Annotated in this window: 23 protein-coding genes; 5 read left to right on the top strand and 18 right to left on the bottom strand. The window is 74.2% G+C overall.

Annotated elements, in window-relative coordinates; all coding sequences use genetic code 11:
• Nucleotides 1-319: 319 nt before the first annotated feature.
• On the top strand, nt 320-1,168 hold the full coding sequence (locus ABD345_RS08985) for an alpha/beta hydrolase (protein ID WP_344551407.1): 849 nt from the start codon (nt 320-322) through the stop codon (nt 1,166-1,168).
• A 101-nt stretch (nt 1,169-1,269) separates the two neighbouring features.
• Nucleotides 1,270-2,229: a pirin family protein gene (locus tag ABD345_RS08980; protein WP_344551406.1), complete on the top strand. Its 960-nt coding sequence runs from the start codon at nt 1,270-1,272 to the stop codon at nt 2,227-2,229.
• 393 nt (nt 2,230-2,622) lie between these two features.
• Here the strand turns inward: ABD345_RS08980 and ABD345_RS08975 are convergent, their stop codons facing one another.
• From ABD345_RS08975 to ABD345_RS08930, 10 genes are all read right to left on the bottom strand, one after another.
• Nucleotides 2,623-4,236: an AMP-binding protein gene (locus ABD345_RS08975; RefSeq protein WP_344551405.1), complete on the bottom strand. Its 1,614-nt coding sequence runs from the start codon at nt 4,234-4,236 to the stop codon at nt 2,623-2,625.
• Nucleotides 4,233-4,985: a class I SAM-dependent methyltransferase gene (locus ABD345_RS08970; protein WP_344551404.1), complete on the bottom strand. Its 753-nt coding sequence runs from the start codon at nt 4,983-4,985 to the stop codon at nt 4,233-4,235. Before ABD345_RS08970 ends, ABD345_RS08975 begins: the two co-directional genes overlap by 4 nt.
• A complete protein-coding gene (locus tag ABD345_RS08965) occupies nt 4,982-5,977 on the bottom strand; it encodes an AraC family transcriptional regulator (RefSeq protein ID WP_344551403.1) in 996 nt (331 codons plus the stop codon). Before ABD345_RS08965 ends, ABD345_RS08970 begins: the two co-directional genes overlap by 4 nt.
• A 156-nt stretch (nt 5,978-6,133) precedes the next feature.
• Complete coding sequence (locus ABD345_RS08960) at nt 6,134-7,267, bottom strand: prephenate dehydrogenase (RefSeq protein ID WP_344551498.1); 1,134 nt, start codon at nt 7,265-7,267, stop codon at nt 6,134-6,136.
• A 5-nt stretch (nt 7,268-7,272) separates the two neighbouring features.
• Nucleotides 7,273-8,079: a class II aldolase/adducin family protein gene (locus ABD345_RS08955; RefSeq protein WP_344551402.1), complete on the bottom strand. Its 807-nt coding sequence runs from the start codon at nt 8,077-8,079 to the stop codon at nt 7,273-7,275.
• An 81-nt stretch (nt 8,080-8,160) separates the two neighbouring features.
• Nucleotides 8,161-9,696 carry an FAD/NAD(P)-binding protein gene (locus ABD345_RS08950; RefSeq protein ID WP_344551401.1) on the bottom strand — a complete coding sequence of 512 codons (1,536 nt, stop codon included), beginning with the start codon at nt 9,694-9,696 and terminating at the stop codon, nt 8,161-8,163.
• Nucleotides 9,697-9,700: 4 nt separating this feature from the next.
• Nucleotides 9,701-10,174 (bottom strand): flavin reductase family protein, encoded by a 474-nt coding sequence (locus tag ABD345_RS08945; RefSeq protein WP_344551497.1) that lies wholly within the window; start codon nt 10,172-10,174, stop codon nt 9,701-9,703.
• 147 nt (nt 10,175-10,321) lie between these two features.
• Entirely contained in the window at nt 10,322-10,657 is a 336-nt protein-coding gene (locus tag ABD345_RS08940; RefSeq protein ID WP_344551400.1) for a LysR family transcriptional regulator, read from the bottom strand.
• Nucleotides 10,658-10,892: 235 nt separating this feature from the next.
• Nucleotides 10,893-12,371, bottom strand: a complete 1,479-nt coding sequence (locus ABD345_RS08935) for an MFS transporter (protein ID WP_344551399.1) — start codon at nt 12,369-12,371, stop codon at nt 10,893-10,895.
• Nucleotides 12,372-12,492: 121 nt separating this feature from the next.
• On the bottom strand, nt 12,493-13,704 hold the full coding sequence (locus tag ABD345_RS08930; protein ID WP_344551398.1) for an acyl-CoA dehydrogenase family protein: 1,212 nt from the start codon (nt 13,702-13,704) through the stop codon (nt 12,493-12,495).
• A 217-nt stretch (nt 13,705-13,921) separates the two neighbouring features.
• On the opposite strand from ABD345_RS08930, the gene ABD345_RS08925 reads away from it, so the two are divergent.
• On the top strand, nt 13,922-14,434 hold the full coding sequence (locus ABD345_RS08925) for a CGNR zinc finger domain-containing protein (protein ID WP_344551397.1): 513 nt from the start codon (nt 13,922-13,924) through the stop codon (nt 14,432-14,434).
• 24 nt (nt 14,435-14,458) lie between these two features.
• On the opposite strand, the gene ABD345_RS08920 is transcribed toward ABD345_RS08925, so the two are convergent.
• From ABD345_RS08920 to ABD345_RS08910, 3 genes are read right to left on the bottom strand one after another with little or no spacing between them, the layout of a single operon-like run.
• Nucleotides 14,459-14,593, bottom strand: a complete 135-nt coding sequence (locus ABD345_RS08920) for a hypothetical protein (protein ID WP_344551396.1) — start codon at nt 14,591-14,593, stop codon at nt 14,459-14,461.
• Between the two features lie 35 nt (nt 14,594-14,628).
• Nucleotides 14,629-15,234 carry an O-methyltransferase gene (locus ABD345_RS08915; RefSeq protein ID WP_344551395.1) on the bottom strand — a complete coding sequence of 202 codons (606 nt, stop codon included), beginning with the start codon at nt 15,232-15,234 and terminating at the stop codon, nt 14,629-14,631.
• 50 nt (nt 15,235-15,284) lie between these two features.
• Nucleotides 15,285-16,349 carry an LPXTG cell wall anchor domain-containing protein gene (locus ABD345_RS08910; protein ID WP_344551394.1) on the bottom strand — a complete coding sequence of 355 codons (1,065 nt, stop codon included), beginning with the start codon at nt 16,347-16,349 and terminating at the stop codon, nt 15,285-15,287.
• 194 nt (nt 16,350-16,543) lie between these two features.
• On the opposite strand from ABD345_RS08910, the gene ABD345_RS08905 reads away from it, so the two are divergent.
• Nucleotides 16,544-17,530: a patatin-like phospholipase family protein gene (locus tag ABD345_RS08905; RefSeq protein ID WP_344551393.1), complete on the top strand. Its 987-nt coding sequence runs from the start codon at nt 16,544-16,546 to the stop codon at nt 17,528-17,530.
• Nucleotides 17,531-17,618: 88 nt separating this feature from the next.
• Here the strand turns inward: ABD345_RS08905 and ABD345_RS08900 are convergent, their stop codons facing one another.
• Nucleotides 17,619-18,143 carry a class I SAM-dependent methyltransferase gene (locus tag ABD345_RS08900; protein WP_344551392.1) on the bottom strand — a complete coding sequence of 175 codons (525 nt, stop codon included), beginning with the start codon at nt 18,141-18,143 and terminating at the stop codon, nt 17,619-17,621.
• A 261-nt stretch (nt 18,144-18,404) separates the two neighbouring features.
• Nucleotides 18,405-20,036 carry a WXG100-like domain-containing protein gene (locus ABD345_RS08895; RefSeq protein WP_344551391.1) on the bottom strand — a complete coding sequence of 544 codons (1,632 nt, stop codon included), beginning with the start codon at nt 20,034-20,036 and terminating at the stop codon, nt 18,405-18,407.
• Nucleotides 20,037-20,174: 138 nt separating this feature from the next.
• Between ABD345_RS08895 and ABD345_RS08890 the strand changes: the two genes are divergently transcribed.
• A complete protein-coding gene (locus ABD345_RS08890; protein WP_344551390.1) occupies nt 20,175-20,978 on the top strand; it encodes a DUF6348 family protein in 804 nt (267 codons plus the stop codon).
• Between the two features lie 94 nt (nt 20,979-21,072).
• Here ABD345_RS08890 and ABD345_RS08885 read toward each other — a convergent pair whose 3' ends face one another.
• The 3 genes from ABD345_RS08885 to ABD345_RS08875 form a co-directional block, all read right to left on the bottom strand.
• A complete protein-coding gene (locus tag ABD345_RS08885; protein ID WP_344551389.1) occupies nt 21,073-21,561 on the bottom strand; it encodes a nucleotide triphosphate diphosphatase NUDT15 in 489 nt (162 codons plus the stop codon).
• A complete protein-coding gene (locus tag ABD345_RS08880; protein ID WP_344551388.1) occupies nt 21,558-23,057 on the bottom strand; it encodes an SDR family NAD(P)-dependent oxidoreductase in 1,500 nt (499 codons plus the stop codon). Before ABD345_RS08880 ends, ABD345_RS08885 begins: the two co-directional genes overlap by 4 nt.
• 114 nt (nt 23,058-23,171) lie before the next feature.
• Entirely contained in the window at nt 23,172-24,131 is a 960-nt protein-coding gene (locus ABD345_RS08875; RefSeq protein WP_344551387.1) for an AEC family transporter, read from the bottom strand.
• Between the last annotated feature and the right edge of the window lie 191 nt (nt 24,132-24,322).

Below are 24,322 nucleotides of genomic sequence, written 5' to 3'. Positions count from 1 at the left end.
GGATTGGGGCTGGGGGATTGGGGCGCGGGCGCGGGGTGGGGTGCTGCGGTGCGGTGCTGCTGCGGTGCCGTCCGGGTGCGATCCGGCGCCGCCGGAAACCGCGACGCGTCGTTCCGGCGTCCAGTGAAGCGCCCGGGCACCGGTCCGGGCGCGAGGACGGCGGAGCGGAGTCAAGGTGCGGAGCGGGGCGGACGCGGGTGCGGGGGCAGCGGGGGCGACGGGCGCCGAGCGGCAGCCGGGGGACGAGCGGTCGGGTGCCGGACGGCCGGGTGCCGGCGGCGCGGGCCCCGGACGGCGGCGGCTGGTCGGGGCGCTCGCGGTGAGCGTGCTCGGTGCCGGGGCCGTGGCCGGGGCGGTCGGCGGGGCGGTGGTCGAGGACGTGCTCCCCGGCGGCGTCCGGCTGCGGCGGCTGCTCGGACTGACCGGGCCGGACGGCACGGTGCCGCAGATCGCGGCCGGCCCGGTCCGCGCCGAGACGGTGCGTTCCGCCGCGCGGGGCCGGGACGTCCGGTTGGTGGTGTTCGACCCGCCGGGCGAGCACCCCGACGACCTGCCGGTCTGCCTGGCCCTGCACGGCCGCGACGGCGACGCGGCCACCTTCACCGGGCTCGGCACCGCCCAGTTCCTCGCCGCCGCCGTCGCGGCCGGCACCCCGCCGTTCCGGGTGGTCGCCGTCGACGGCGGCGCCGCCACCTACTGGCACGCCCGCACCCCCGGCGACGACCCGATGGCCATGCTCACCGGAGAGTTGCCCCGTTGGCTCGCCGACCGTTCGATGCCCGAACCGACCCGCGCCCTGGGCATCTCGATGGGCGGCTCCGGCGCCCTCCAGTACGCCCGGGCCCGCCCGGGGCAGCTGACCGCCGTCGCGCTGCTCAGCCCCGCGCTGTTCCGCACGTGGAACGACGCCCGCAACGTCGACGCCTACCGCGACGAGGCCGACTGGCGCGAGCACGAACCGCTGCTGCACACCGACGCCGTCACCGGACCCGGCACCGGGGCCGGCCGGATCGCGCTCTGGTGCGGCACCGAGGACCCCTTCTGCCCCGCCGCCCGCCGCCTGGCCGCGCTGCCCGGCGTACGGGCGTCCCTCCCGCGCGGCGAGCACACCGGCGGCTTCTGGCGGCGCGTCATGCCAGAGGCGATGGTCGAGCTCGGCGCGGGCTGAGCGTCCGCTGGTCCGCCGTCCGTCCGTCCAGGTGGGCGGCCTTCGGACGTGCGGCCCGTCGTACCCCGGGGCGGCGGGCCGTCCGGCCGATACTGGCGGCCATGAGCAACCTCGACCGGAAACCCGCCCCGGCCGTCTGCGGACGCCAGGCCGCCACCGGCCCCGTCAAGGACCTGTTGACCGGGCGCCGCGTCCCGCTCGGCGAATCCACCGTGGTCCGGCGGCTGCTGCCCAACCTCGGCCGCCGGATGGTCGGCGCCTGGTGCTTCGTCGACCACTACGGCCCCGACGACATCGCCGACGAACCCGGCATGCAGGTCCCGCCGCACCCCCACACGGGCCTGCAGACCGTCAGCTGGCTGCACGAGGGGAGCGTGCTGCACCGGGACAGCCTCGGCAGCCTGCAGACCGTCCGCCCCCGCGAACTCGGCCTGATGACCTCCGGCCGGGCCATCGCGCACTCCGAGGAGTCCCCGCGCGAACACGCCCCCCTGCTGCACGGCGCCCAGCTCTGGGTCGCCCTCCCCGACACCCACCGGCACATCGCCCCCGCCTTCGAGCACCACCCCGAACTGCCCGTCGTCACCGCCGACGGCCTGCACGCCCACCTCATCCTCGGCACCCTCGACGGCGCCACCTCACCGGGCACCACCCACACCGCCCTCACCGGCGCGGACCTCACCCTCCGCGAGGGCGCCGCCCACCGCCTCCCCCTCGAACCGGACTTCGAGTACGCCGTCCTCGCCATGACCGGCAGCGTCGACGTCGACGGCGTCCCCGTCGAACCCGGCTCCCTCCTCCACCTCGGCTGCGGCCGCCGCGAACTCCCGCTGCGCGCCCGCACCGACGCCGCCCTGCTGCTCCTGGGCGGCGAACCCTTCGAGGAACGCATCGTCATGTGGTGGAACTTCATCGGCCGCTCGCACGAGGAGATCGCCCGGGCCCGCGCCGACTGGGAACGGGGCGACCGGTTCGGCGAGGTGCACGGGTACGACGGCGAGCGGCTGGCCGCCCCGCCGCTGCCCGCCACGCCGCTGAAACCGCGCGGGCGGGAGCGCTGAGCCGCCGGTCGGGGAGGTGCGGGGGAGAGCGGTCCGTTCTCCGGTTCGCGTGCGGATTCCAGGCCCGATCGGGGTGCGTCGGCTTTTCGTCGACTTCCGTGGTGGAGCGCCAATGTGTGGACCCGGCAAGATTCGTGCAGGTTTCCACGGAGGCGTTTCGGCCGTATCGCCCGTCCGGTCGATTCCGCTCGAACGCAAGGGGGCGGAAGGAATGTCCGGACTCGGGTCCGGCGTCTTCCGCCCGGGCGGACCACCGGAATCGGTCGTGGTCGAATTGTCGGAACCGGCGGCGTCCCCGCCACCGGGATTCCACCGGGGCGCGAATGGCACCGCGGCGCGGGGCAGCCCCCCTGCCGTCGGCGGCCGGGGCGCGCTGCCCCGCCCGCCGGCGGGTCAGGCCGTCCGCAGCGCCTCGAAGCGGTCCCGGAGCTGGGCCCGGCGCAGCTTGCCGATGCCGGTCTTCGGGATCTCCTCGCGGGCCACCTCCAGGACGTGGGCCGGCTCGACGCCCAGCCGCTCGGCGACCCGGGCCCGGACCGCCCGGGCCGGGTCGCCGCCGGGCGCGGCGGCGCGGGGGTGGTAGAAGACCGCCAACTGGTCGTCGTCGACCAGGCAGGCGACGGTGAACGAGGGCTCCACGAAGTCGAGTTCCTCGACGGCCGCCTCGATCTCGTGCCCGTAGCAGGTCACCTCGCCGAGCTGGATGAGGTCGTCGGCCCGGCCGGTGACGGTCAGGACGCCGCCCTCGATCCGGGCCAGGTCGCCGGTCTTGAACCAGCCGTCCGGGGTGAAGGACTGCCGGTTCTGTGCCGGGTTCCGGAAGTAGCCGCCGGTGATCGACGCCCCGCCCGCCTGCAGCCGGCCCAGCGTGCCCTCCGGGACCGGTTCGCCCGCGTCGTCCACCACCCGGACCGCGGTGCCCGGCTGCGGGCGGCCGGCCGGGACGTGGCGGTCGTCGGCGCCGGCCGCGGTGACGGCGGTGAACTCGCAGTCCACCACGCCCGCCGAGGTCTCCGACATGCCCCACCCCGGGTGCATCGCGTCCCCGGGCAGCCCGAACGGTGCCAGCAGCTCCAGGAACCGGCGGACCACCCGGCCGCGGATCGCCTCCCCGCCGTTCATGATGTAGCGCAGGCGGCTCAGGTCCCAGTCGCGCCCGGCCAACCGTCCGGCCCGGTCGTTGATCAGGCCGAACGCGAAGTTGGGCGCCCAGGTGGTGTCGATCCGGTGGCGGTGGACCGCGTCCAGCCAGCGCAGCGGGTCGGCGAGCACCCAGGCGGTGCGCGCGTGCACCTGGTGGCAGCCGAGGAAGACGTCCCGGACGTGGAACATCACCAGGCCGCCGACGTGGTCCAGGGCCATCCAGTTGAAGCTCCGGGTGGCCCGGCCCAGGCGGTTGGCCAGCGCGGTGGCGGCAGTGCGGCTCAGGATGTTGCGGTGGGTGAGCACCACCGCCTTGGGCACGCCGGTGCTGCCGGAGGTGAGCAGCAGCACCGCGGTGTCCTCCGGGGCCGCCCGGTGCCAGGACCGGTCGGGGGCGTGGCCGAGCAGCGCGCGGGTGTCACCGAGCAGCGCACCGGCCCAGCGCGGGTCGGCGACGGTCTCCGCGGCGACCGGCTGGCCGCTTCCGGTGACCACCCAGGGCCGGCCGTACCCCTGCCAGACCCGGTGCAGCAGCGACGGCGCGTCGGCCGCCGCCGCGCTGACCGGCATCGGTACGAAGCCGCCCAGCACGCAGGCCCAGAACGCGGCGAGCAGTTCGGGGTCCCGGCCGACCTGCAGCACCACCGTCTGGCCCGGCCGGGCCCCGCCGGCCCGCAGGCCGGCCAGGATCCGCGCCGCGTCGTCGAGCAACTCCCGGTAGCCCAGGGAGGATTCGGTGCCGTCCTGGTGGATGAACCGGATCCCCTCCGGGCCGTCGGAGCGGGCGGCGCGCAGCAGCGCCTCGCCGAGGGTGTCCAGGCCGGGCGGGACGGCGGGGCCGCCGTCGAGCAGCGAGCCGGTCATGCCGCCGCCTCCTCGGCGGCGGCGGCGACCAGGACCAGCGGGCCGCGCCCGTGGAACGGCGCGGGCTCCTTCCGGAAGCCGCCGTACTCGGCGGTGACCACCAGGCCCGCCTCGGCGAGCAGTTCGCGGACCTCGGGCCCGGTCAGTACGGCCTGGTCGAAGAAGTTGTCGTACATCGCCACCCGGCCGTCCGCCTCCCGGACCAGCAGGGTCTCCTCGTTGCGCCAGTTCGCCGCGTGGGCGTTGATCGACTGCCGGACCAGCCGGGTGATCAGCAGCTCCCCGGCGCGGTGGTGGGCGATCGTGTACGGCTGGTAGGCGTCCACGAAGTTGAGCAGGTGGCCGAACTCCAGCACCACCTTGCCGCCGGGGCGCAGCAGGCCGCGCACGGTGCGCAGCAGCGGGCGGAGCTCGGCCCGCGGCAGGTAGTTGAGGGTCATGAAGAGGCTGTAGACCAGGTCGAAGCGGTCCTCGGTGGTGAACTCCTCGGCCCGGCCGTGGACGTACGCCAGGCCCGCGCCGCCGGCCTGGCGGGCGTACTCGACGAAGGCGGCGCTCTGGTCCACCCCGACGCCCCGGTAGCCGCGGGCGGCCAGGGCGCGCAGGTTGGTGCCGGTGCCGGAGCCGAGGTCGAGCACCCGCCCGCCGGCCGGTGCGTGCGCGGCGAGGAACTCGGTCTCCCCGGCGAGGTCGCGGAAGCCGCCGCGCATCGCCTCGTAGTAGCGGCCCGGGAATTCGAAGCTGTTCAACGTGTCACCTTCTCGGTCGACGGGACGAACGGGGTGCCGGCGCCGGCGGACGGGCCCGCCTTGCGCCGCTTGCGGAAGTCGCGCGGGGTGATGCCGTAGCGGTTGCGGAAGAGCCGGCTGAAGTGCGAGGCGCCGTAGAGCCCGTTGCGCTCGCCGATCACCGCGACCGGCAGGTGGTCGCGGGCGGGATCGGCGAGTTCGGCCCGGCAGCGGGCCAGCCGCTCGTCCCGGATCCAGCGCGCCGGGCTGGTGCCGTGGTCCTGGAACGTCTTCTGCAGGTAGCGCAGCGACACGTGGTAGCGCTCGGCGAGCAGCGCCGGGCTGAGGTCGGGGTCGGCCAACTGCTCCCGGACGAAGGCCTGGACCCGCAGCATCAGCGCCTGCTTGGCCACCTGGGTGTCCGCCGCCGCGGTGGCCCGCAGCCGCTCGCTGAACAGCGCGGCGGCCAGGCCGACGATGCTGTTGCCGAGCAGGTCCTCGGCCGTGTCGATGTCCGGCCAGTGCCGTCCCACGCCGGCCAGCAGGTCGGCGGTGAGCGCGGCCAGCCCCTGGCCGCCGTCCCAGGAGCGCGCGGTCAGCGACGCCGCGTCCCTGGGCGTCAGCCCGACCAGGCTGTGCGGCAGCAGCGCCTGCACCAGGCTGAACCGTTCCAGCGTGATCACCTTGTAGGGGCGGGTGCTGTCGAAGCAGACCAGTTGCGGGCTGCGCACCGCGACGTGGCGGCCGTCCTGGAACACCCAGAGCTCGCCGGAGAGCGGGCGGACCAGCCGCAGCCAGCCGGTCTCGGCGGTCTCGGCGGCCCGATGGGGCCGGATCAGCTCGTGCGGACCGCCGGCGGCGTAGGAGACCCGCACCGCCCCGAACGCCCGTCTCGCGAGGGTGCCCCGGAAATCCTCGTCACCGTTGCGGGTGATCTGCGCCGAACCGGCCGACTGATCCGAATCCGCTTCGGTGCCTATCGGCTGACGGAGGTTCAGGAGATCCGTGGGCATCATCCATATTCCCTTCGAAATCGGTACCCGCCGGGTCGAACAACTTGAACACGGAGACATCCGCATTTGCCACAGTCATCGAAACCTTCCATTCGGAACCCGGGCGGCCGGACGGCGGGAAGGCGCGCCCGGCCGCCCGTGGCGGACCGGCGGCCCTCACCAGCTGTTGACGAGTCCCTCCGGTGCCGACGCGTCCGACTCCTCGCCCGGCTGGACGGTCCAGCCGCGCTCCTGCAGCCGCTCGGCGAGCACCGGCGCGGCGGTCGGCGAGACCTGCAGCTCGACCCGGCCGCTGGGCCGCCCGGTGGAGTGCTCGATGGCCATGTCCTCGACGTTGACGCCGAGTTCGGAGACCACCGCGAGCAGCCGGGCCAGCTCGCCGGGAGCGTCGCCGATCAGCACGTGCACCGGGACGCAGTCGGCCGGCGCGTCCCCGTGCTTGCCGGGGATCCGGGACCGGCCCTGGTTGCCGCGCACCAGCAGGTCGGCCATCGTGGTCGTGCCCTGGGCCCGCTCCTCGGCGGCCTCCCGGGCCAGTTCGCGCAGCGCGCCGACCGCCACGGCGAGGTCCTCCGCGAGGTCGTCCAGCACGTCGGCGACGGCGGTGGCGTTGCCCTCCAGGATGTCCACCCAGAGCCGGGGGTCGCTGCCCGCGATCCGGGTGACGTCCCGCAGGCCCTGCCCGGCCAGCCGGGCGGCGGCGTCCGGCATGTGCCGCAGCCGGGCCGCCATCAGCGCGGAGACCAGGTGCGGGGTGTGCGAGACCAGGGCGACGGCCCGGTCGTGCGCGGTGCTCTCCATGATCACCGGCACTCCTCCGCAGAGCGTCACCAGTTCGAGCACCCGGTTGAGCGTCTCGCTGTTGGTGTCCGAACGGGGCGTCAGCACCCAGGAACGCCCCTCGAACAGGGTGGCCGTGGCGGCCAGCGGGCCGGAGCGCTCCTTGCCGGCCATCGGGTGGCCGCCCAGGTAGCTGGTCGGGTCGGCGGCGAGCGCCAGCACGTCCCGCTCGGGGCCGGCCTTCACGCTGCCCACGTCGGTGTAGCAGCGCGCCAGCCGCCTGGCCTGCTGCTCGGCCAGCACCACGCCGATCTGCCCGGGCGGCACGGCGAGCACCGCCACGTCCACCGGTTCGGCGGGCCGGGTGGTCACCCCCGCGCCCAGCACGGCGGCGGTGCGGACCGCCGACTCGTCGTTGTCCAGCAGGTGCACCCGGACGCCGCGCCGGGAGAGCGCGAGGCCGACCGAGGTGCCGATCAGGCCGGTGCCGATCACGGCCGCAGAGCGGATCATGACTACTCCTCCAACAGGTCGGGCTGCTCGGTGGTGATCTCGTCCCAGAGCAGTTGGAAGCTGAACCAGCCCAGCTGCTCGTCGCCGAAGCCGGCGCCGGCGGCCAGCGCCTGCTCGTGGCTGAACGCCTCCGGGGTGCCCGCCGCCCGGGCCAGCAGCTGGACCCGCGCGCAGCTGTCGTAGGTGAAGAACCAGTGCACGGCCTCGTCCAGCGAGCCGCCGACGGTGATCAACCCGTGGTGGCGGAGCAGGATGGCGCGGTTGTCGCCGAGCTTCTCCGCGATGTCGCGGCCCTGGGCCAGCGAGACCGAGGGGCCCTCGTAGTCCCGGTAGAGCACCTGGCGGCCGTAGAAGGCGCAGGACTCCTGGTCGATCGGCTCCAGCAGCCGGCCGAGGGCGCCGAGTGCCCGGGAGTGCGCGGTGTGGCCGTGCGCGGCGGCGGTGGCGCCGGGGTGCAGCTCGTGGATCTGCGAGTGGATCACGAAGGCGCTCGGGTTGACCCGGTGCCTGCCCCGCACCACCCGGCCGCCGGAGTCCACGGCGATCAGGTCGGCCACCTTGACCCGGTTGAAGGAGACCCCGAACGGGTTGACCCAGAACTGGTCCGGGTACTCGGGGTCGCGGACCGAGATGTGGCCCGAGATGCCCTCCCCGAAGCCGTACTTGCCGAACAGCCGCAGGGCGGCGGCGAGGCGCTGCTTGCGGTGGCGGCGGGTCTCCTCGTGGGTGGCGAAGACGGGTTCGGTGGGGATCGGCAGGCCGGTACTGGTGTCCGCCAGGTAGGCGGCGGGCTCGGCGGTGCTGGTCATGGCACTCCTCGGAAGGGATCGGTGCGGATCGGTGCGGTGTGGTGCGGTGGGGATCGGTGCGGGCCGGTGGGGTGCGGCGGTTCAGGCCCGCAGCAGCAGGCCCTGCGCGCGGGCGTCCCGGACGCCCCGCGCGTGCTCGTGGACGGCCTCGGCGATGTCCACCGCGCGGTCCACCAGCGAGGGCACGCCGAAGGTGAAGAAGAGCGACCCGGAGGTGATGTTCCCGAGCCCGTAGAGCCGGGCGTCGGGCTCGCCGTCCACCACCATCCGGCTGGTGGCGCGGACGACGTCCAGTCCGCCGTGCCGGTGCCGCACGGCCGCCCGGCCGGCGGTCAGCGAGGCGACCAGCCCGGCGGCCCCGGTCGGGATCCTGTCCTCGGCGGCGTTCACCGCGTTGAACACCCGGTCGACCCGGAAGGCCGAGCCCTCGGTGACCACCTCGAAGCCGCCGGACGGGCGGGCCCCGACGGTCCGCAGGCCGGAGCGGACCTCCAGCCGGCCGGCGTCCACCAGCTCCAGCAGCACCGCCGCGCTGCTCGGCGGCATCGGGCAGCACAGGCTCATGACGGTGCGGTAGTGGTGCCGGAGCACGTGCTCCCTGTCCTGCTCCGGCAGCAGCGGCCAGATGTCCGGGCCGGTCTCCGGCACCGCGCGCTGCAGGATCCGCAGGCCCAGGTCCGGGGAGTCCACGTCGGCCAGCTGCCGGCGCAGCCGGGCCACCGGGTCCTCCTGGTCGATCCGGGTGATCTCCGGCAGCACGGCGTCCAGGGCCGCGCCGGCGTCGCGGAGCTCGGCCCGCACGATCTCGACGATCTCGGGCAGCGGGACCTCGCGCCGGACCCGGGCCAGCGCCCGCATCCGCTCGGGCGTGATGTGCTCCAGCTCGAACGGGACGTACCGCTGCCGGACGCCGGGCAGCACGCCGCGGCGCGAGAGCAGGCTGATCGGGCCCCGGTGGCCCTGCGCGTCGAGCGCGAGCACCAGGTCGACGGCGGTCAGGCCGCTGCCGATCACCGCGATCCGCTCCTGCGGATCGACCTCCCGCAGGGTGTCCGCGACCGGGTAGGGGTCCTGGACGAAGCCCGGCGTGCCGCGCAGGCCGAAGACGTCCTTGGGGCCGTCGCCGCCCACGCAGAGCACCACGTAGTCGAAGGCCCGGGCAGCGCCGTGCCCGGTGTGCAGCAGGACCCGCTCGGCGGTGCGCCGGGCGGCGGTGACCGCCGAGCCGACCAGGTCGATCCGCCAGCCGCGCTGCCGCAGGGTGGTGAGCGCGGCGTGCGCGGAGTGCTCCAGGTACTGGCCGTAGACGCTGCGGGAGACGAACCGGGCGCCCGAGCGCGGGTCGATGCCGTCCCGGCGGCCCAGCCCCCGGTCGCGGTCGGCCAGCCAGCGCTCGAAGTGGCCGAGGTCGCCGGCCCGCACCGACATGTCGTCGGGCAGCGCGTTGACCTTGAGAGCCGGTGCGTCGACCTGGTAGGCACGCCCGCGCCAGAGGTGCGCGGACGGTTCGAAGACCGTCAGGCTGCCGGGCGGCCCGTCCAGTCGGGCCACCGCGTCGATCAGGCAGACCGCGGACGCGCCGCCACCGACGACGCCGATCGAGATTCCAGCGCTCATCGGGTCACACCCGCTCGTGCTCGAACCGGTGGAACGCCCCCTGGAGGAAGATCAGCGGAGCGCCGGCCCTGCGCACGCCCAGTGCGACCACCTCGCCGATGACCATCACGTGATCGCCGGCCACCAGGTGGTCGCGGTAGCGGCACTCCATCCAGGCCGGGGCGTCGAAGAGCAGGGCGCCGGTCCGCTCGCCCGGCACGGTGGGCACCTGTCCGAGGGCCTCGTCGCGCTGCTGCCTGGACCGGGCGAAGGCCCGGGCCAGTCGCTCGGAGTCGGCGTCCAGGATCGAGATGCCCCAGACCCGGGACTCCATCAGGTCGGTCAGGAAGCTGGAGTCGCCCCGGATGCTCAGCGAGACCAGCGGCGGGTCGAGCGAGACGGAGGTGAGGGAATTGGCGGTCAATGCGTGGTGGCGCCGACCGGGCGCCCGGTCCGAATAGGTGGAGACGACGCAGACCCCTGTGGCGAAATTGCGCATCACCTCGCGCAGATCGCCCGCCCCGGCCGGTCGCTCTGGTTTCGTCTTTTCCATGTGCCAGACGTTACCGATCGACGCGGCCGGGGATTTCCCTCGGTGCGCACCGGGAATTGTCGATCCGCGACCCGCCCGGCGGCGGCCGAAATGTCAGGCGACTCCTCTGAAGGCGATCCTTTGCGCTCTCTGCCGGACCGGCACGATCGGGAATCCGGAGAAGTTCCGGGCGTGGAGGGCGGCGATATCCAGGCGGGCCTCCTCGATCGCGGTGATGATGCGCTCGGCGTGCGGCAGCAGCCGCCGGCCCGCCTCGGTGAGCGCGACTCTTCGCCCGCTCCGGTCGAAGAGCGACGCCCCGACGGTGTCCTCCAGGTTCTGGATCTGGGCGGTCACGCTGGACTGGGCGTAGTTGAGGTTGCGCGCGGCGCTGGTGAAGCTCAACTCGGCCGCCACTTCGCAAAAGGCACGTAATTGCTGAAGATGCACGACAGGCTCCTTCTCCTCGACCCGCGGGACGCGGTTGCAGCAGATCGAAACAAAGGTGCAGGCCGCAGGGCAACGGTTGATCGAAGATGCCGATAAAGGTTGGCTAACTTGCGGACCCCGACATAAATGGATGAAGCACCAGGAATCGATCCGACCCCGGTGATCAATCGGAATAAAAATGCCCTGTCCTCCCGCGGTGCGGGAGGACAGGGCGGCAGGTGGGTGCGTGTTCCGGTCAGTTGGAGGCGAGGGCCCGACGGCGGGCATTGCCGCGAACTCCGGCAATCAGCGCGATAAGCATGGTGACGGCGGAAATACCAGTGACCACGTACATGCCGGTGTGGTAGTGGTGGAGCAGTTGCCCGGGGGTCTGCGAGTCGTCGCCGCCGCCCGCCATGGTGGCGGTGACCACCGCGAGCACCACCGCGGCACCGACCTGGTAGCCGGTCTGCAGCACGCCGGCGGCCAGGCCCTGCTCCTCGTCCGCCACCCCGGCGGTCGCCTGCACGTTCGCGGCGGGGAAGGAGAACGGGAAGGCGATGCCGATCAGCACCACGCTCGGCAGGATCGCCGTCCAGTAGGAGGAGCTTTCGCCGATGCCCCAGAACAGCACGTAGGAGAGGGTGTAGGCGACGAAGCCGGCGAAGATCATCCAGATCGGGCCGAACTTCGAGACGGCCCGGCCGATCCGCGGCGCGATGGTCATGATCAACAGGCCGATCGGCAGGAAGCCGAAGGCCATCTCGATCGGCGACCAGCCGCGCAGCGACTGCATGTACAGCCCGCCGATGAACTGGAAGCTCATGTAGGTGCCGAGGATCGCGGCAGCGGCCAGGCTCGCCCCGACCAGCGAGCGGTTGCGCAGCAGGCCGAGCCGGAGCAGCGGGCTGGCCGCCCGGCGCTCGGCCGCGACGAAGACCGCGAGCAGCACCAGGAAGCCGGCGAACTGCCCGAGGGTCCGGGCGGAGGTCCAGCCCTCGGCCGGCGCGTCGACGACGGTGTAGACGAGCAGCAGCATCGCGGCGGTGATGCTCACCGCGCCGACCAGGTCGTAGTCGCGCGGCGCCGCGGAGTCGCCGCCCGGCTGGTCCTTGGGCACCAGGGCGATGCCCGCGGCCAGCACCACCAGCGCCACCACGACCGGCAGGAAGAAGGTCCACCGCCAGTCGACCTGGGTGAGCAGGCCGCCGATGATCACACCGGTCGAGTAGCCGACCGCACCGCAGGCGGTGTAGATGCCGAGCGCCCGGTTGCGCTGCGGGCCCTCGGCGAAGGTGGTGACGATGATCGAGAGGCTGGCCGGGGCGGTGAAGGCCGCGCCGACGCCCATGATGAAGCGGGCCACGATCAGCAGCGTGCCGTCATTGGCCACGCCGCCGACCAGCGAGCCCACGGCGAAGACCGAGACCGCCGCGAGGAAGACCCGTCGTCGGCCGAGCAGGTCGGCCGTCCGGCCGCCGAGCAGCAGGAAGCCGCCGAAGCCGAGCACGTAGGAGCTGACCACCCACTGCACGGAGGCGGTCGACATGTCCAGGTCGGCCTTGATCGGCGGCACCGCGATGCCGACCATGATGTTGTCCAGCGCGTCCAGGAACATCGCGCCGCAGACCGCGATGAGCATGCCCCACTGGCGGAATCCCCACGTGGTGGCGGCGTCCGCGGACGCCGGGTCGGCGACCTCGCCGCCGGCCGTGACTTCGCTTGAGGTTGACATCGACTTTCCCGTCTCTTCGGTGGGTTGTTCGGGTCGGTGCGGTCCGGGGGGTCGGACGCCGCGACGCCCCTCCGTCCGCGCCGTGGAGCGGACGGAGGAACGGGTGCCGGCCGCGTCCGGGTCAGCCCCGCAGCCCCAGCGGGAACGGGGCCAGCGGGGTGCCGCCGAGCAGGTGCGCGCCGGCGGACTGCAGGATCTGGTCCTGGGCCAGGATGTGCTGGCACATCGTGTGCAGGTCGCGGACCCAGCGGTCGAGCGGCGAAGTGCGGTAGATCGCGGCGGTGCCGACCAGGTCGGCCATCCGGATCGCGATCGAGCGGGCGGTGCGGAAGGCGTTGACCCGGGTCAGGGCGTTGGAGACCTGCTCCTCCTCGGTCGGCTCGATCCCGGCCAGCAGCCGCTCCCACTGCCGGTCCAGGCTGGCGTAGACCGCGTCCCGGGCCACCGAGAGGCTCATCTCCGCCTCGGCGACGGCCATCTGGATCCGGTAGCTCTGGCCCCACGGCACTTCGGTGACCCGCTCCAGCTTGGTGGCGGCCAGCTCCCGCACGTGGTCGATGACGGCCCGGGCCACGCCCAGCGGCACGCCGGGGACGTTGCCGAGGATCGCGTCCTGGACGGTCAGCGGACCGGTGCCGCGCGAGTGGCCGAACCGGAAGGTGTGCTCCTCCGGGACGAACAGGTCGGTCGCCCGGTAGTCCCGGCTGCCGCTGCCGGCCAGGCCGGTGGTGTACCAGGTGTCGATGATCTCGAACTCGTCCGGCCGGCCCATCACGACCAGCCAGTGCACCGGCTCGCCGTCCGGGCCGGGCTCGGGCTCGCCGTCCCGGGTCACCAGCAGGCCGCCGACCAGCCAGTCGGCGTGGGTGACGCCGCTGCCGAACTGCCAGCGCCCGTTCACCCGGTAGCCGCCGGGCACCCGCTCGGCGGTGCCGGACGGGAAGATCATCCCGGCGGTGATCAGGTCGGGCGAGCCGACGATGGACCGCTCGACCGACTCGGGCAGGCACCGGGCGTACACCCAGGTGTCCATCCCGATCATCGCGCACCAGCCGGCCGCGGCGTCACCGGTCGAGAGCGCCTCGACCACCCGGCACTGGTCGGCGAAGGACATCTCCGGCCCGCCCAGCGACTTGGGCATCGCCACCCGGAACGCGCCGGTCCCGCGCACCAGTTCCACCACGTCGGCCGGCAGCCGGCGCTCCCGCTCGATCTCCTCGGAACGCTTGCGCAACAGCGGTGCCGCGGCCTCGGCCCTGGCCAGGATCTCCTCGCCGGAGAGCTCGCCGGTCTCCGTGCCCGCGGGCGCCCGCAGAGTCTGCGTAACGGTCATGCCACACCTTCCAGGTCCGGTTGGGCGTGTCGGTGATCTCGTCGCGCCGCGCCCTGTCCGGCGTCGACGACCGTCACGCTAGCCAGGCCGCCGGGCTGCTTTTCGGCCGAACGCGCACCCACTGTGGTGTGATCGCGCACGCCCCTGCCCCTAACCAGATTGATGCCTCATTATGGTTATAAGGCCAGCGAACACTACCCCGTGCTAACCTGTCAACATGGCCAGTGTGGTTGTAGAGGATGCGGAGCTGCTGCTCGATCTGCTCAACACCCGCCCGATCGTCAACGGGGTCGCGAACGACCGCCTGGCGGGCGCCGCCGGCGGACGGTGGCTGGGCGCGCACGGCCTGCCCGACTCTCCCGCCGACGCCGCCGCCGCCCGCCGGGTCAGGGACGCGATCGCCGCCGTCCTGCGCGGCCGGGCCGGGGCCGAGACGCTGCAGCCGCTGCTGGCCGGTGTCAGCCGCACCCCGGTGGTCGAACCCGCGGGCGTGCGCTGGGAACTGCACACCGGGCCGGCCGAGCCGTTCGGGGTGCGCTGCGTGCTCGCCTGGTCCCGGCTGGCCGAATCGCTGCCGGGCCGGCTGCGGCCGTGCGCCAACGAGGAGTGCGGGCTCTTCCTGCTCGACCGCAGCCGGGCCAACGCCCGCCTCTGGTGCTCGATGTCGGCCTGCGGCAACCGCCTGAAGGCCCGCCGGCACTACCGCCGGGTGGCCGGTCGCGCAGACTGACCGGTCGCGCAGACTGACCGGCCGTCAGGAGGGCGTCCCGGCGAGGAGGTCGAGCATGACCTCGGCGCCGAAGCGGGTGGCGCCGACGCCGAGGAAGGCGAGGAGTCGATCTCGGTGCCCGCGGCGTCCGGCATGCCTGCGGCGGGAGCACGACGTCAACGGCGCTGACCTGAGAGGACGGGAGGGCGGGCCGGTCAGGGGCGGCGGGTGGCGAGCAGGGTGGACAGGTCGGGGGCGAGGCGGATCTCGGTGGTGAGCAGGGCGGGGTGGTCGTACCAGACGGTGCGGCCGGTGTCGGGGGCGCCGCCGTAGGTGGGCGGCCAGGCGGTGAGGGGGGTGAGGTCGTCGACCACCAGGGTGCCGCCGGGGGTGAGCAGGCGTTGCGGGTCGGCGGCCGCGGTCTGCTTGCCGTTGCCGCCGCCGTCCAGCACCAGCAGGTCGAACGGGCCGTGCCGGTGGATCGTCGTCCAGTCGCCGTGCAGGATCTCCAGGTCGGCCACGTCGGCGAACAACTCCCGTACCGCGTGCACGAGTTCGGCCTCCCGTTCGACGCTCACCAGGCGGACGCCCGGGCGGCGGCCGGCGATCAGCCAGCCCAGGCCGACACCGCAGCCGGTGCCGGTCTCGCCGATCCCCCCGGCCGGGCCCGCGCCCGCCGCGAGGGCCTGCAGCAGGCGTCCGTGTTCCGGGCGGCAGGACTGGGCGAATCCCAGGCGGGTGGCCAGTTCGACGGCCCGGGCGACGGGTTCGGGCAGGGCGGCGGCGTGGGCGGCGTAGCGGGAGGTTCCGAGGGCGGACATGCCGTCACGCTAGCGTGACGGAGGGTGAAGTCGTGGGTGTACGGCGGAAGTCAGTGCCGGCGGCGGCGGGAGTGCAGCAGCGCTCCGGCGCCCAGGGCGCACAGGCCCAGCGCGGTGGCGCCCAGGGCGAGGGCGTTGCCGTCGGCGCCGGTGTCCGGCAGCGGGACGGGGGCCGGGCTGGTGGGTGTGGGTGTGGGTGTGGGCGTGGGCGTCGGGACCGGGGTGGGGGTCGGCGTCGGTGTGGGCGTGGGCGTCGGGCTCGGGCCGGGTTCCTCGGACATGGTCGGGTGCGGGCTCGGGCTGGGCGAGGGGGACGGGCTGGGCGAGGGGCTGGGGCTGGCGTTCGGGCAGGTGACGTGGACCTCGCCGAGGCGGGCGTCGGTGACCTGGCCGGTGTACAGCTGCTGGCCCTGCGGGTTGTTGAAGGTGCCCGAGATGTCGACGTCCAGCCAGGCGTCCGCGGTGTACTGGCGGCTCTGCACGGCCGGATCGGCGTGCTGGGTCACCGTGACGTCCAGCGTGGACGGGCCGATGGTGGCCGGCAGGCCGAGGTCCGCGCCGGTGATCTGCAACCGGGTGGTGCCGACCGGGACCCGGCGGCCGAGGACGGTCACCTCGTCCCCGTCGGTGTGGTTGTAGGCCAGCGCGAACGGGCCGACCGGCGGCGGGACGCACTCGGCGTAGGAGTCCAGCGAGGCCACCGAACCGGCCTCGATCGGGCCGTAGTGGATGAGCTCGGTGGAGTTGAACCACACCACCAGGTTGGTGAGTTGGGCCTGCGCGAAGTACTTGGACGGGTCGGTGGCGGTCTGCGTGGTCCTGGTGGCGACGGCGATCCGGGACAGCATCCCGTCCGGGTCCGAGGAGAAGTCCGCCACGTCGGTGTCGGGCACCGTGGTGGAACGCGCGGTGCCGTACGCGCCGTGGTACGCCGACAGGCCGATCGCGGGGACGTCCTGGTTGGTGAGCTGCACCAGCGTCGCGCTGGCCAGGTCTCCCGGCGCGGCGGACGCGGGGCGCGCGGAGGGGAGCAGGGCGACCGCCGCGACGGCGCCGGTGGCGGCGAGGACGGCGGCGGCGGCGCGCAGCCGGGGCGCGCGGTTGATGAGGGGCATCGACCACACATAACAGGGCGAAAGGTGCGGCCTGGGCACGGCACGCCCGGGGGCGCACCGGTGGCGCAGCGCGGCCGGGGCCGGACGGCGCACCGGGTCCGTGTGCGACACTTCTGGGCGTTCCGGACGCACCGCCCCGCCCCGGCGGCCGTGCGCACCGGACGCGGAGCGCGGGACGAGCACGGGAGCAGGGCGTGGACCAGCAGGACTTCGGGACGCGGGGCTCGCGGCAGCGCGTCCTGGCCGCCCTCGCCGAACGGCGGCGCACCGGCAGCCGCCCCGGCGCGCGCACCGACGGCCTGCGGATCGCCCTCGCCGTCGAGGGCGGCGGCATGCGCGGCATCATCTCCGGCGGCATGGCGCTCGCCCTCCACGAGGCCGGGCTCACCACCGCGTTCGACGCCGTCTACGGCGCCTCCGCCGGCGCGCTCACCGGCGCGTGGCTGCTCAGCGGCGACGCCGGACAGCTGGCCGGCTGGGCCGACCCCGAGTACGCCCGGGCCATGGTCCGCCCCGGCAACCCGCTGCGCGGCCGCCCCGTCGTCGACCTGCACCACCTGGTCGAGCACCTCTACGCGCACGTGGCCCGGATGGACTTCGACGCCATCCTCGCCAACCCCACCACCCTGCACCCGCTCGCCACCCACACCGGCACCGGCGCCTCCACCGACCTCCACCCGCTGCTCACCGACCCCGCCCGGCTGCGCCTCGCCCTGCGCGCCAGCGCCGCCCTGCCGCTGCTCGCCGGGCCGCCCGTCGAACTCGCCGGCAGCCACTACTACGACGCCGGGCTCGCCGAGTCCGTCCCGTTCCGCACCGCGCTCGCCCAGGGCGCCACCCACGTCCTGGTGCTGCGCTCGCGCGGCCCGCTCCCCGCCCCGGCGGACCCGGCGGACGGGCCCTCGCGCGGCTCCCGGCTGGTGGCCCGGACGGTGCTGCGCCGCTACCCGGGGCCGCTGCGCGACTCCTACCTGGGGCGGGCCGGGCGGCTGCTCGCCGACGAGGAACTGCTCGGCCGGCACGACCTCGACGCGCCCGCGGAGGGCCCCGCGGTGCTCTCCGTCCGCCCCGGCCCGGACGCCCCGAAGGTCGGGCGGCTGGCCCGGGACACCGGGCTGCTGCGGGCCGCGCTGGAGGCCGGGCGGGTGGCGATGGGGGAGCAGATCGCCCGGCTGCCCTGACGCCCGGGACGCGGAGCGCGGTGGGGGACGGGTGCTCGGCGGGCCCGGTGGGGACGGGTGGTCGGCGGGGCCGGTGGGGGACGGGTGGTCAGCCGGCCCGGCGGAGCAGGATGCCGCGGCTGCCCGGGGCGAGGGTGCGCTGGGCGGGGAGCGGGTCGGCCAGGTCGATCTCCTCGACCAGCAGCCAGCCCTGTTGCGCGGACAGCCACGGGCGCAGCCGTCCGTCCAGGGCGGAGGGGGCCAGGGCGACGAACAGCAGGTCGGTGGGGAGGGCGTGCAGGAGTTCGAGGTCCTGGCCGGCGTGCAGGGTGTCGATCAGCAGCACCGCCCCGAAGCGGCGGCGGACGGGCGGCGGGGCGGCGAGGTCGGCCCCGCTCAGCCGCAGCCGGGCCCGGCCGCGCAGTCGGCTCCACAGCCGGGCCCGCAGGGCCGGGTCGGGTTCGGCGGCGTGCACGGTGTAGCCGGCCCGCAGCAGCCGTCCGGTCAGCGCGCCGTCGCCGGCGCCGAGTTCGGCCAGCGCGCCGCTGCCGGGCGGCCGGTGCCGGGTGACCCAGGCGGCGGTGGCGTCCAGCCGTTCGGCCTCGTACTCGGGGGCCAGTAGGGTCTCGGCCACGGTCACGTCCCGTCGCAGGTGTTCTCACGGCCGCGAACGCGGACTGCTACGACCCTAGCCACCTGTTTCGTTCGTGGTCCATACCACCGCCGGGAAAAGTTTACGGTTCACGGTCAATTCACAGAGTGGGGGCCGTTGGTGGGAGCCGCCCGGGCCGGAGTAGGCGGGGTGGTCAACGGCCGCGAGGTGGCGTCGCGGCCGGTCGGGGGCCGTCAGGGGTCTTCGGGAGCCTTCGGGAGCCTTCGGGGTGAGGGGCCCGGGTCAGTCGACGGCCTCGAAGCCGTTGACGCCGTCCATGTCCTCGACGCTGTCGAGATCGAGCTCGAAGTCGTCGTCGTAGCGGTCGTCGTGCTCGGAGGTGGGCTTGCGCTCGGGGGAGACCCGGCCCAGTTGGAGGGCGGGGAACATGGTGGCGGGGTCGTCGGCGATGATGCCGTCGGGGTGGGCGGCGGCGTTCGGGTCCTCGGCGCTGACCCGGTTGCCGCTGCGGCGCTGGCCGCCGCGGATGGCGGAACCGCCGACCGGGCCGTAGCCGCCGTGGCCCATCGCCATCGCGCCCATCATGCCGGGCGGCACCGAGCGGTTCGCCGAGTTGGTCACGGTGGAGGGCGAACTGCCGCCAGAGGAACCGGAGTTGGCGGGACCCTCGGCGGAGGTCTGGGTCTCCAGGCGGGTGCTGCTCTTCGCGCTGCCGGAGCCGCTGCCCGGCACCGCGAGCCGGGTGGAGAAGCCCACTCCGCCGCTCTGGGAGCCGGCTCCGCCGCCCGTGGAGCCGGAGCCCGAGCCGGAGCCCGAACCCGAGCTGGAGCCAGAGCCCGAACCGGCGGCGTGCGAACTGCCGGGCAGGGACGGTTCCTTGAGACCGAGGGTGCTGGTGCCGCTGCTCCGGCCGCCGCCGCCCCCGGAGCCGAGCGGGCCGAGCTTGGGCATCAGCGAGGCGAACGCGGCGAGTCCGGCGTCCCCGCCGCCCAGGCGCGGGCTGTTCAGCGCGGAGGCCGTGCCGCCGGGGGTGGCGTTCGGGCTGAGCGGGACGCTCGCGAAGGAGGTGAGGCTGTTCAGGACGGTGCTGTTGCTCTCCTCGTTCTCGTTGAGGTTGCCCGCCATCTTGTCCATCTTGTCGGCGGTGTCGCGGAACGAGGCGAGGATCCGGGTCAGGACGTCCTCGGCGATGGTCTGCAGCACCTTCTCGGCCGCCTCGATCACCAACTTGCCGAACTTGTCGCCGGATTCCCCCATCTTCAGGCTCTGCACGATCCGCTTGAAGCTGGTGCCGTTCGTCTCGATGTCGTCCGCGTCCCGGCGCAACCCGGCGGCGCACTCGGCGAGTTGGGCGAGGTCGATGGAGAAGCCCTGGCCGTTGGAGTTGTTGGCCGGGGTGGGCGCGATTTTCTCCGCGGCCTTCACGATCATGTCCTCGATCGGCCGGGTGATGGTCTGCGCGAGCTTGCCGACCGCCGCCTCCAGCAGCTGGTTCATGATCTCGCGGCCCATCCGCAGCACCGCCGCCGCGCTCCACGGGCCGGTGGACGAGGCGGCCGCCAACTGGGCCTGGATGGAGAAGAGCTGGGTGATCGACTGGGTCTTGGCCACCTCGACCACCACGGCCGCGGCGCGCAGCACCTTGGCCACCGTGTGGCAGATCTCGGTGATCGTCTTGGAGTACTTGGTGATGGTGCTCCACAGCTCCGAGAGCCGGTCCGCCGAATCGCCCTGGTAGACCTCGTGCAGCAGGGTGAGCGCCTTGTCCGCCGTCATCTGGGCGCTGTCCAACGAACCGGCGAACTTCTCCAATTGGTCGGCCAGTTGGTTCAGTTCGTCCTCGTTGGCGCCCGGGAAGCGGACCCCGAGCAGACCGATGAGGTGGTTGAGCCCCGCCGGTAGTTCCACCGCCATTGCCGCCCCCAGTCGCTGCCCGCGGTAAGTCTCTGATCGCGCAGTGCGACGATACACATAGCGGACGTCATCGACCACCTGTCCGGGCCCCGTACAGGCACATTGTGGGCGAACCCCCGCGCCGTTACGGTGTGCGCCATGGCATGGGGATCATGGTGGCGCGGCCGGTCCGGCACCGGCCCGGGCGCGCCCGGCAGGAGTGCGGAACGGCCTTCCGCGCAGGCGGTGTTGGGTGCGGTGGCGGACGAACTGTCCGCGCTGCACGGCGAACAGTGGCGGGTGACGGGCGAAGAGGTGCGCGGGCCCGGGGAGTTGGCGGTGCGGCTGGGTGCCCCGCCGGACGGCGACCCGCACCGGGTCGACCTGGTGTTCCTGGTCGACCGGGACCGCCCGGAGACCGCCGTCCCGGACCGGGTCACCGTGCTCGACGGCGGCGGCGCCGACGGCGGGGACCAGGACCCGGTGCGCCGGGGCGTCGAGGTGTGGGCGTCCACCGCGGGCGCCGCGCTGATCGAACTCGTCGCCCACAACGGCCGGTTCGCCGGCCACCTGGACCCGTCCGACCCGGACGGCCTGCCCGGCTGGCACGCCGTCCACGGCGGCGTGGTCGGCTGGGGCACCGGCAAGCGCTTCCACGACGTGCAGGACTGGCTGGTGCGCAACCCGGTGCTGCCCGCGCTCGCCCCCGCCCTGGGCGGGGACCTCGGCCGGGACCAACTCATCGGCGTGCAGGTCTCGTTCGGCGCCGGCGGGGGCGAGCAGAGCGCCGAGGTGCTGGTGCACGGCGAGCCGCACGCCGCGGCCTCCGCGGCCCTCGCCGCGCTGGACTGGCCCCGGGTCGCCGAGGGCGACTCGTACGCCCGGACCTTCGTCCTGCTGGCCCGCCGGGCCGGGGCCCGGCCGCCGGCCGGGATCGGACTCCGGGCGGCGGAGCGGACGTAGCGCCCGCCCGCACGAGCAGCCGCCCGGCCGCCCGTTCACGCGGGCGGCTGCTCGCTGCTCCGGGACCGCCGGGCCGCCGAGGGGCGACGGGTGGTCAGGAGGACGGCGGGACTGCCGGGTAGTGCCACGTGCCGCCCGGGGCGCGGTAGTCGGGCAGCCAGGCGGCGAGGACCTGGGCGGACGGGTAGAACATCGGCTCGGGGAGGGCGTCCAGGGCGACCCGCTCCCAGCCGGCGCAGGCGTGCGGCTCGGTCACCAGGGCCTCGGCCAGGCTCGGCGGGGCCAGCACCGCCGCCGTCACCCGGGTGCGGCCCAGCTCGTGGTCGAGCAGCACCGCCAGCACCCGCATCTCCCGGGCGGGCAGCACGATGCCGGTCTCCTCGGCCAACTCCCGTGCCGCGGCCGCCTCGAAGGACTCACCGGGGTGGTCGACCTTGCCGCCCGGCAGGCTCCAGGTCGGCGGCTCCCCGGCGGTGGTGCGCCGCCCGATCAGCACCCGCCCGTCCCCGGTCGGCACGATCACGCCCGCGCCGACCAGCGGCGGCAGCGGGTGCGTCCCGAGCGGGGACTGAGCGTCCGTCACCACTTGCCCTTCTGGTAGTCCTTCAGGAAGCAACCGTACAGGTCCTCGCCCAACTCGCCCCGGACGATCGGGTCGTAGACCCGGGCCGCGCCGTCCACCAGGTCGAGCGGGGCGTGGAAGCCCTCCTCGTGCAGGCGCATCTTCTCCGGGTGCGGGCGCTCGTCGGTGATCCAGCCGGTGTCCACCGCGGTCATCAGGATGCCGTCGGTCTCGAACATCTCCTGTGCGCTGGTGCGGGTCAGCATGTTCAGCGCGGCCTTGGCCATGTTGGTGTGCGGGTGGCCCGAGCCCTTGTAGCCGCGCTCGAAGACGCCCTCCATCGCCGACACGTTGACCACGTACTTGCGGCGCGCGGAGGACGCGGCCAGCGCCGGGCGCAGCTGCGAGATCAGGATGAACGGGGCGGTGGAGTTGCACAGTTGCACCTCCAGCAGCTCGATCGGGCCGACCTCGGAGACGGTCTGCACCCAGCTGTTGGTGTCCGCCAGGTCCGGCACCAGGCCGCCCGCGTCGATCGCGGTGCCGGCCGCGATCCGCTCCGGCGAGGCCGAACCCGTCACCAGGGCCAGCGCGGTGACCTCCTCGGCGCTCACCGACGGCCGCTCGCCGCGGCTCTGCCCCGGCAGGGCGGGCACGTCCACCGCGCCCGAGCCGAACCGGCCGATCACGGTGGAGGAGGGCAGCACCCCGGCGGGCAGCGGCGCGCTCTCGGCCGAGACCAGCTCGCGGTACGCCTCGGGGGAGCGGCGCACGGTCTGCGCCGCGTTGTTGATCAGGATGTCCAGCGGGCCGTCCGCGGCGACCTCGTCGGCCAGCGCCATCACCTGGGCCGGGTCGCGCAGGTCGATGCCGATGACCTTCAGCCGGTGGATCCAGTCGGCGCTGTCCGGCATCGCGGTGAAGCGGCGGATCGCGTCGTTCGGGAAGCGGGTGGTGATGGTGGTGTGCGCGCCGTCGCGCAGCAGGCACAGCGCGATGTACATGCCGATCTTGGCGCGGCCGCCGGTCAGCAGCGCGCGCTTGCCGGTCAGGTCGGCCCGGGCGTGCCGGCGGGCGCGGTTCAGCGCCGCGCAGTCGCGGCACAGCTGGTGGTAGAACGCGTCCACCTCGACGTACCGCTGCTTGCAGGTGTAGCAGGAGCGCGGGCGCTCCAGGATCCCGGCCAGCTCGGTGGTGGTCTCGGTGCTCAGGCCGAACGCGCCCGCCGTCTCGTCGTCGATCCGGCCCGGCGCGCCCGTCGCGGTCTTCGCCGTCACCGCCCGGTCGTTGGCGGTCTTGCGGGCCCGGGTCTCCTGGCGGCGGCGCTGCTTGAGGGTGCGGAAGAGGCCGCCGACCGCCAGCCGGACCCGGATCGCGTCCGGGTGGTCGACGTGGATCCCGTCCAGCTCGGCGAGCACGCTCAGGCACAGCTCCAGGCGTTCGGGGTCGATGCCCTTGCCGTAGTCGGTGTCGTCCTCGACCGGGGTGCTGCCCGGCCCGCTCTGCTGGTTCGTCACTGCCGATGCTTCCTCGATCGCCCCATCCGTACCGCCGAACTCTACGGGAGCGGCCCCCGCCGGGGCGAAGCCTGTGACCTGCCGCACTCCGCCGCCCGGCCCGGACCGCCGGGCTCAACCGCCGCCCAGTGACCAGGCGATGACCGACAGCGTCAGCATCGACAGCACCGTGGAGACCAGCACCGCCGAGCGGGCCAGCACCGGGGCCGCCCCGTACAGCCGCGCGTACACGTACACGTTCTGCGCCGTCGGCAGCGCCGACAGCAGCACCGCCGCCCGCAACTGCGGGCCCGACAGGTGCAGCAGCAGGGTGCCGACGGCCAACGCGGCCAGCGGCTGCCCGAACGCCTTCACCAGCACCGCGACGGCCAGCTCGCCGCGCTCCGGGCGCTGCGGGACCGCGCCGGGCGGGGTGTGCAGCGACAGGCCGAGGGTGACCAGCGCGGCCGGGACGGCGGCCGCGCCCAGCAGGTCGGCGGAGTGCGCCAGCGGGCCGGGCAGCCGCCAGCCGGCCGCCGAGAACAGCGCGCCCAGGCCCGCGCCCAGGATCACCGGGTTGCGCAGCGGCAGCAGCGCCAGCCGCCGCAGCCGCTCGACGCGGGAGGGCGGGGCGGCGCCGGTGGTGGCGTCCAGCACGGCCAGCACCACCGGGGTGACCAGCAGCACCTGGAACAGCAGCACCGGCGCGACGTACGAGGCGTCGCCGAGCACCTGCGCGGCGACCGGGATGCCGAGGTTGCCCGAGTTCACGTAGCCCGCCGCCATCACCGCCACCGTCCGTCCGGCGGTGCCCCGCCCCGGCTGCCCGGTGCGCGCGGGGCGCCGTCCGGCGAGCAGGCCCAGCAGCGAGGCGAGGGCCGTCCCGGCGACGAAGGCCAGCACCCAGGTGTCGGCGAACGAGGCCAGGTCGGTGCGGGCCACCACGGTGAACAGCGCGGCCGGCATCGCCACGTGGAACACGAAGCGCCCGAGCACCGCCTCGGCGTCCGCCCCCAGCAGTCCCGTCCGCCCGGCCAGCCACCCGACCGCCGTCAGTACCCAGATCGGCGCGAACGCCGCGACCAACGCCTCCACCCTGACCTCCCGCCGCAGTCAATCAGGGGCGTCCGGGCCTCCGGTCGGCGGTCTGCCCCTGGGCGCCGAAGCGGAAGAACGTCCGTTCGGTTTCGGCGGTGCCAGGTTTTCGGGCAGCCCCGGATCGAACCAAGAAAAGGTAAAGGAGAAGGCTGGTCGACAGTGGCGCGATTCGATACCGTAGTGACCGT

The sequence above is a fragment of the Kitasatospora saccharophila genome, assembly GCF_039529925.1.
Taxonomy (GTDB): Bacteria; Actinomycetota; Actinomycetes; order Streptomycetales; family Streptomycetaceae; genus Kitasatospora; species Kitasatospora saccharophila.
Note: the sequence above shows the minus strand (reverse complement) of the source record. Positions and strands in the feature narration are given on the sequence as shown.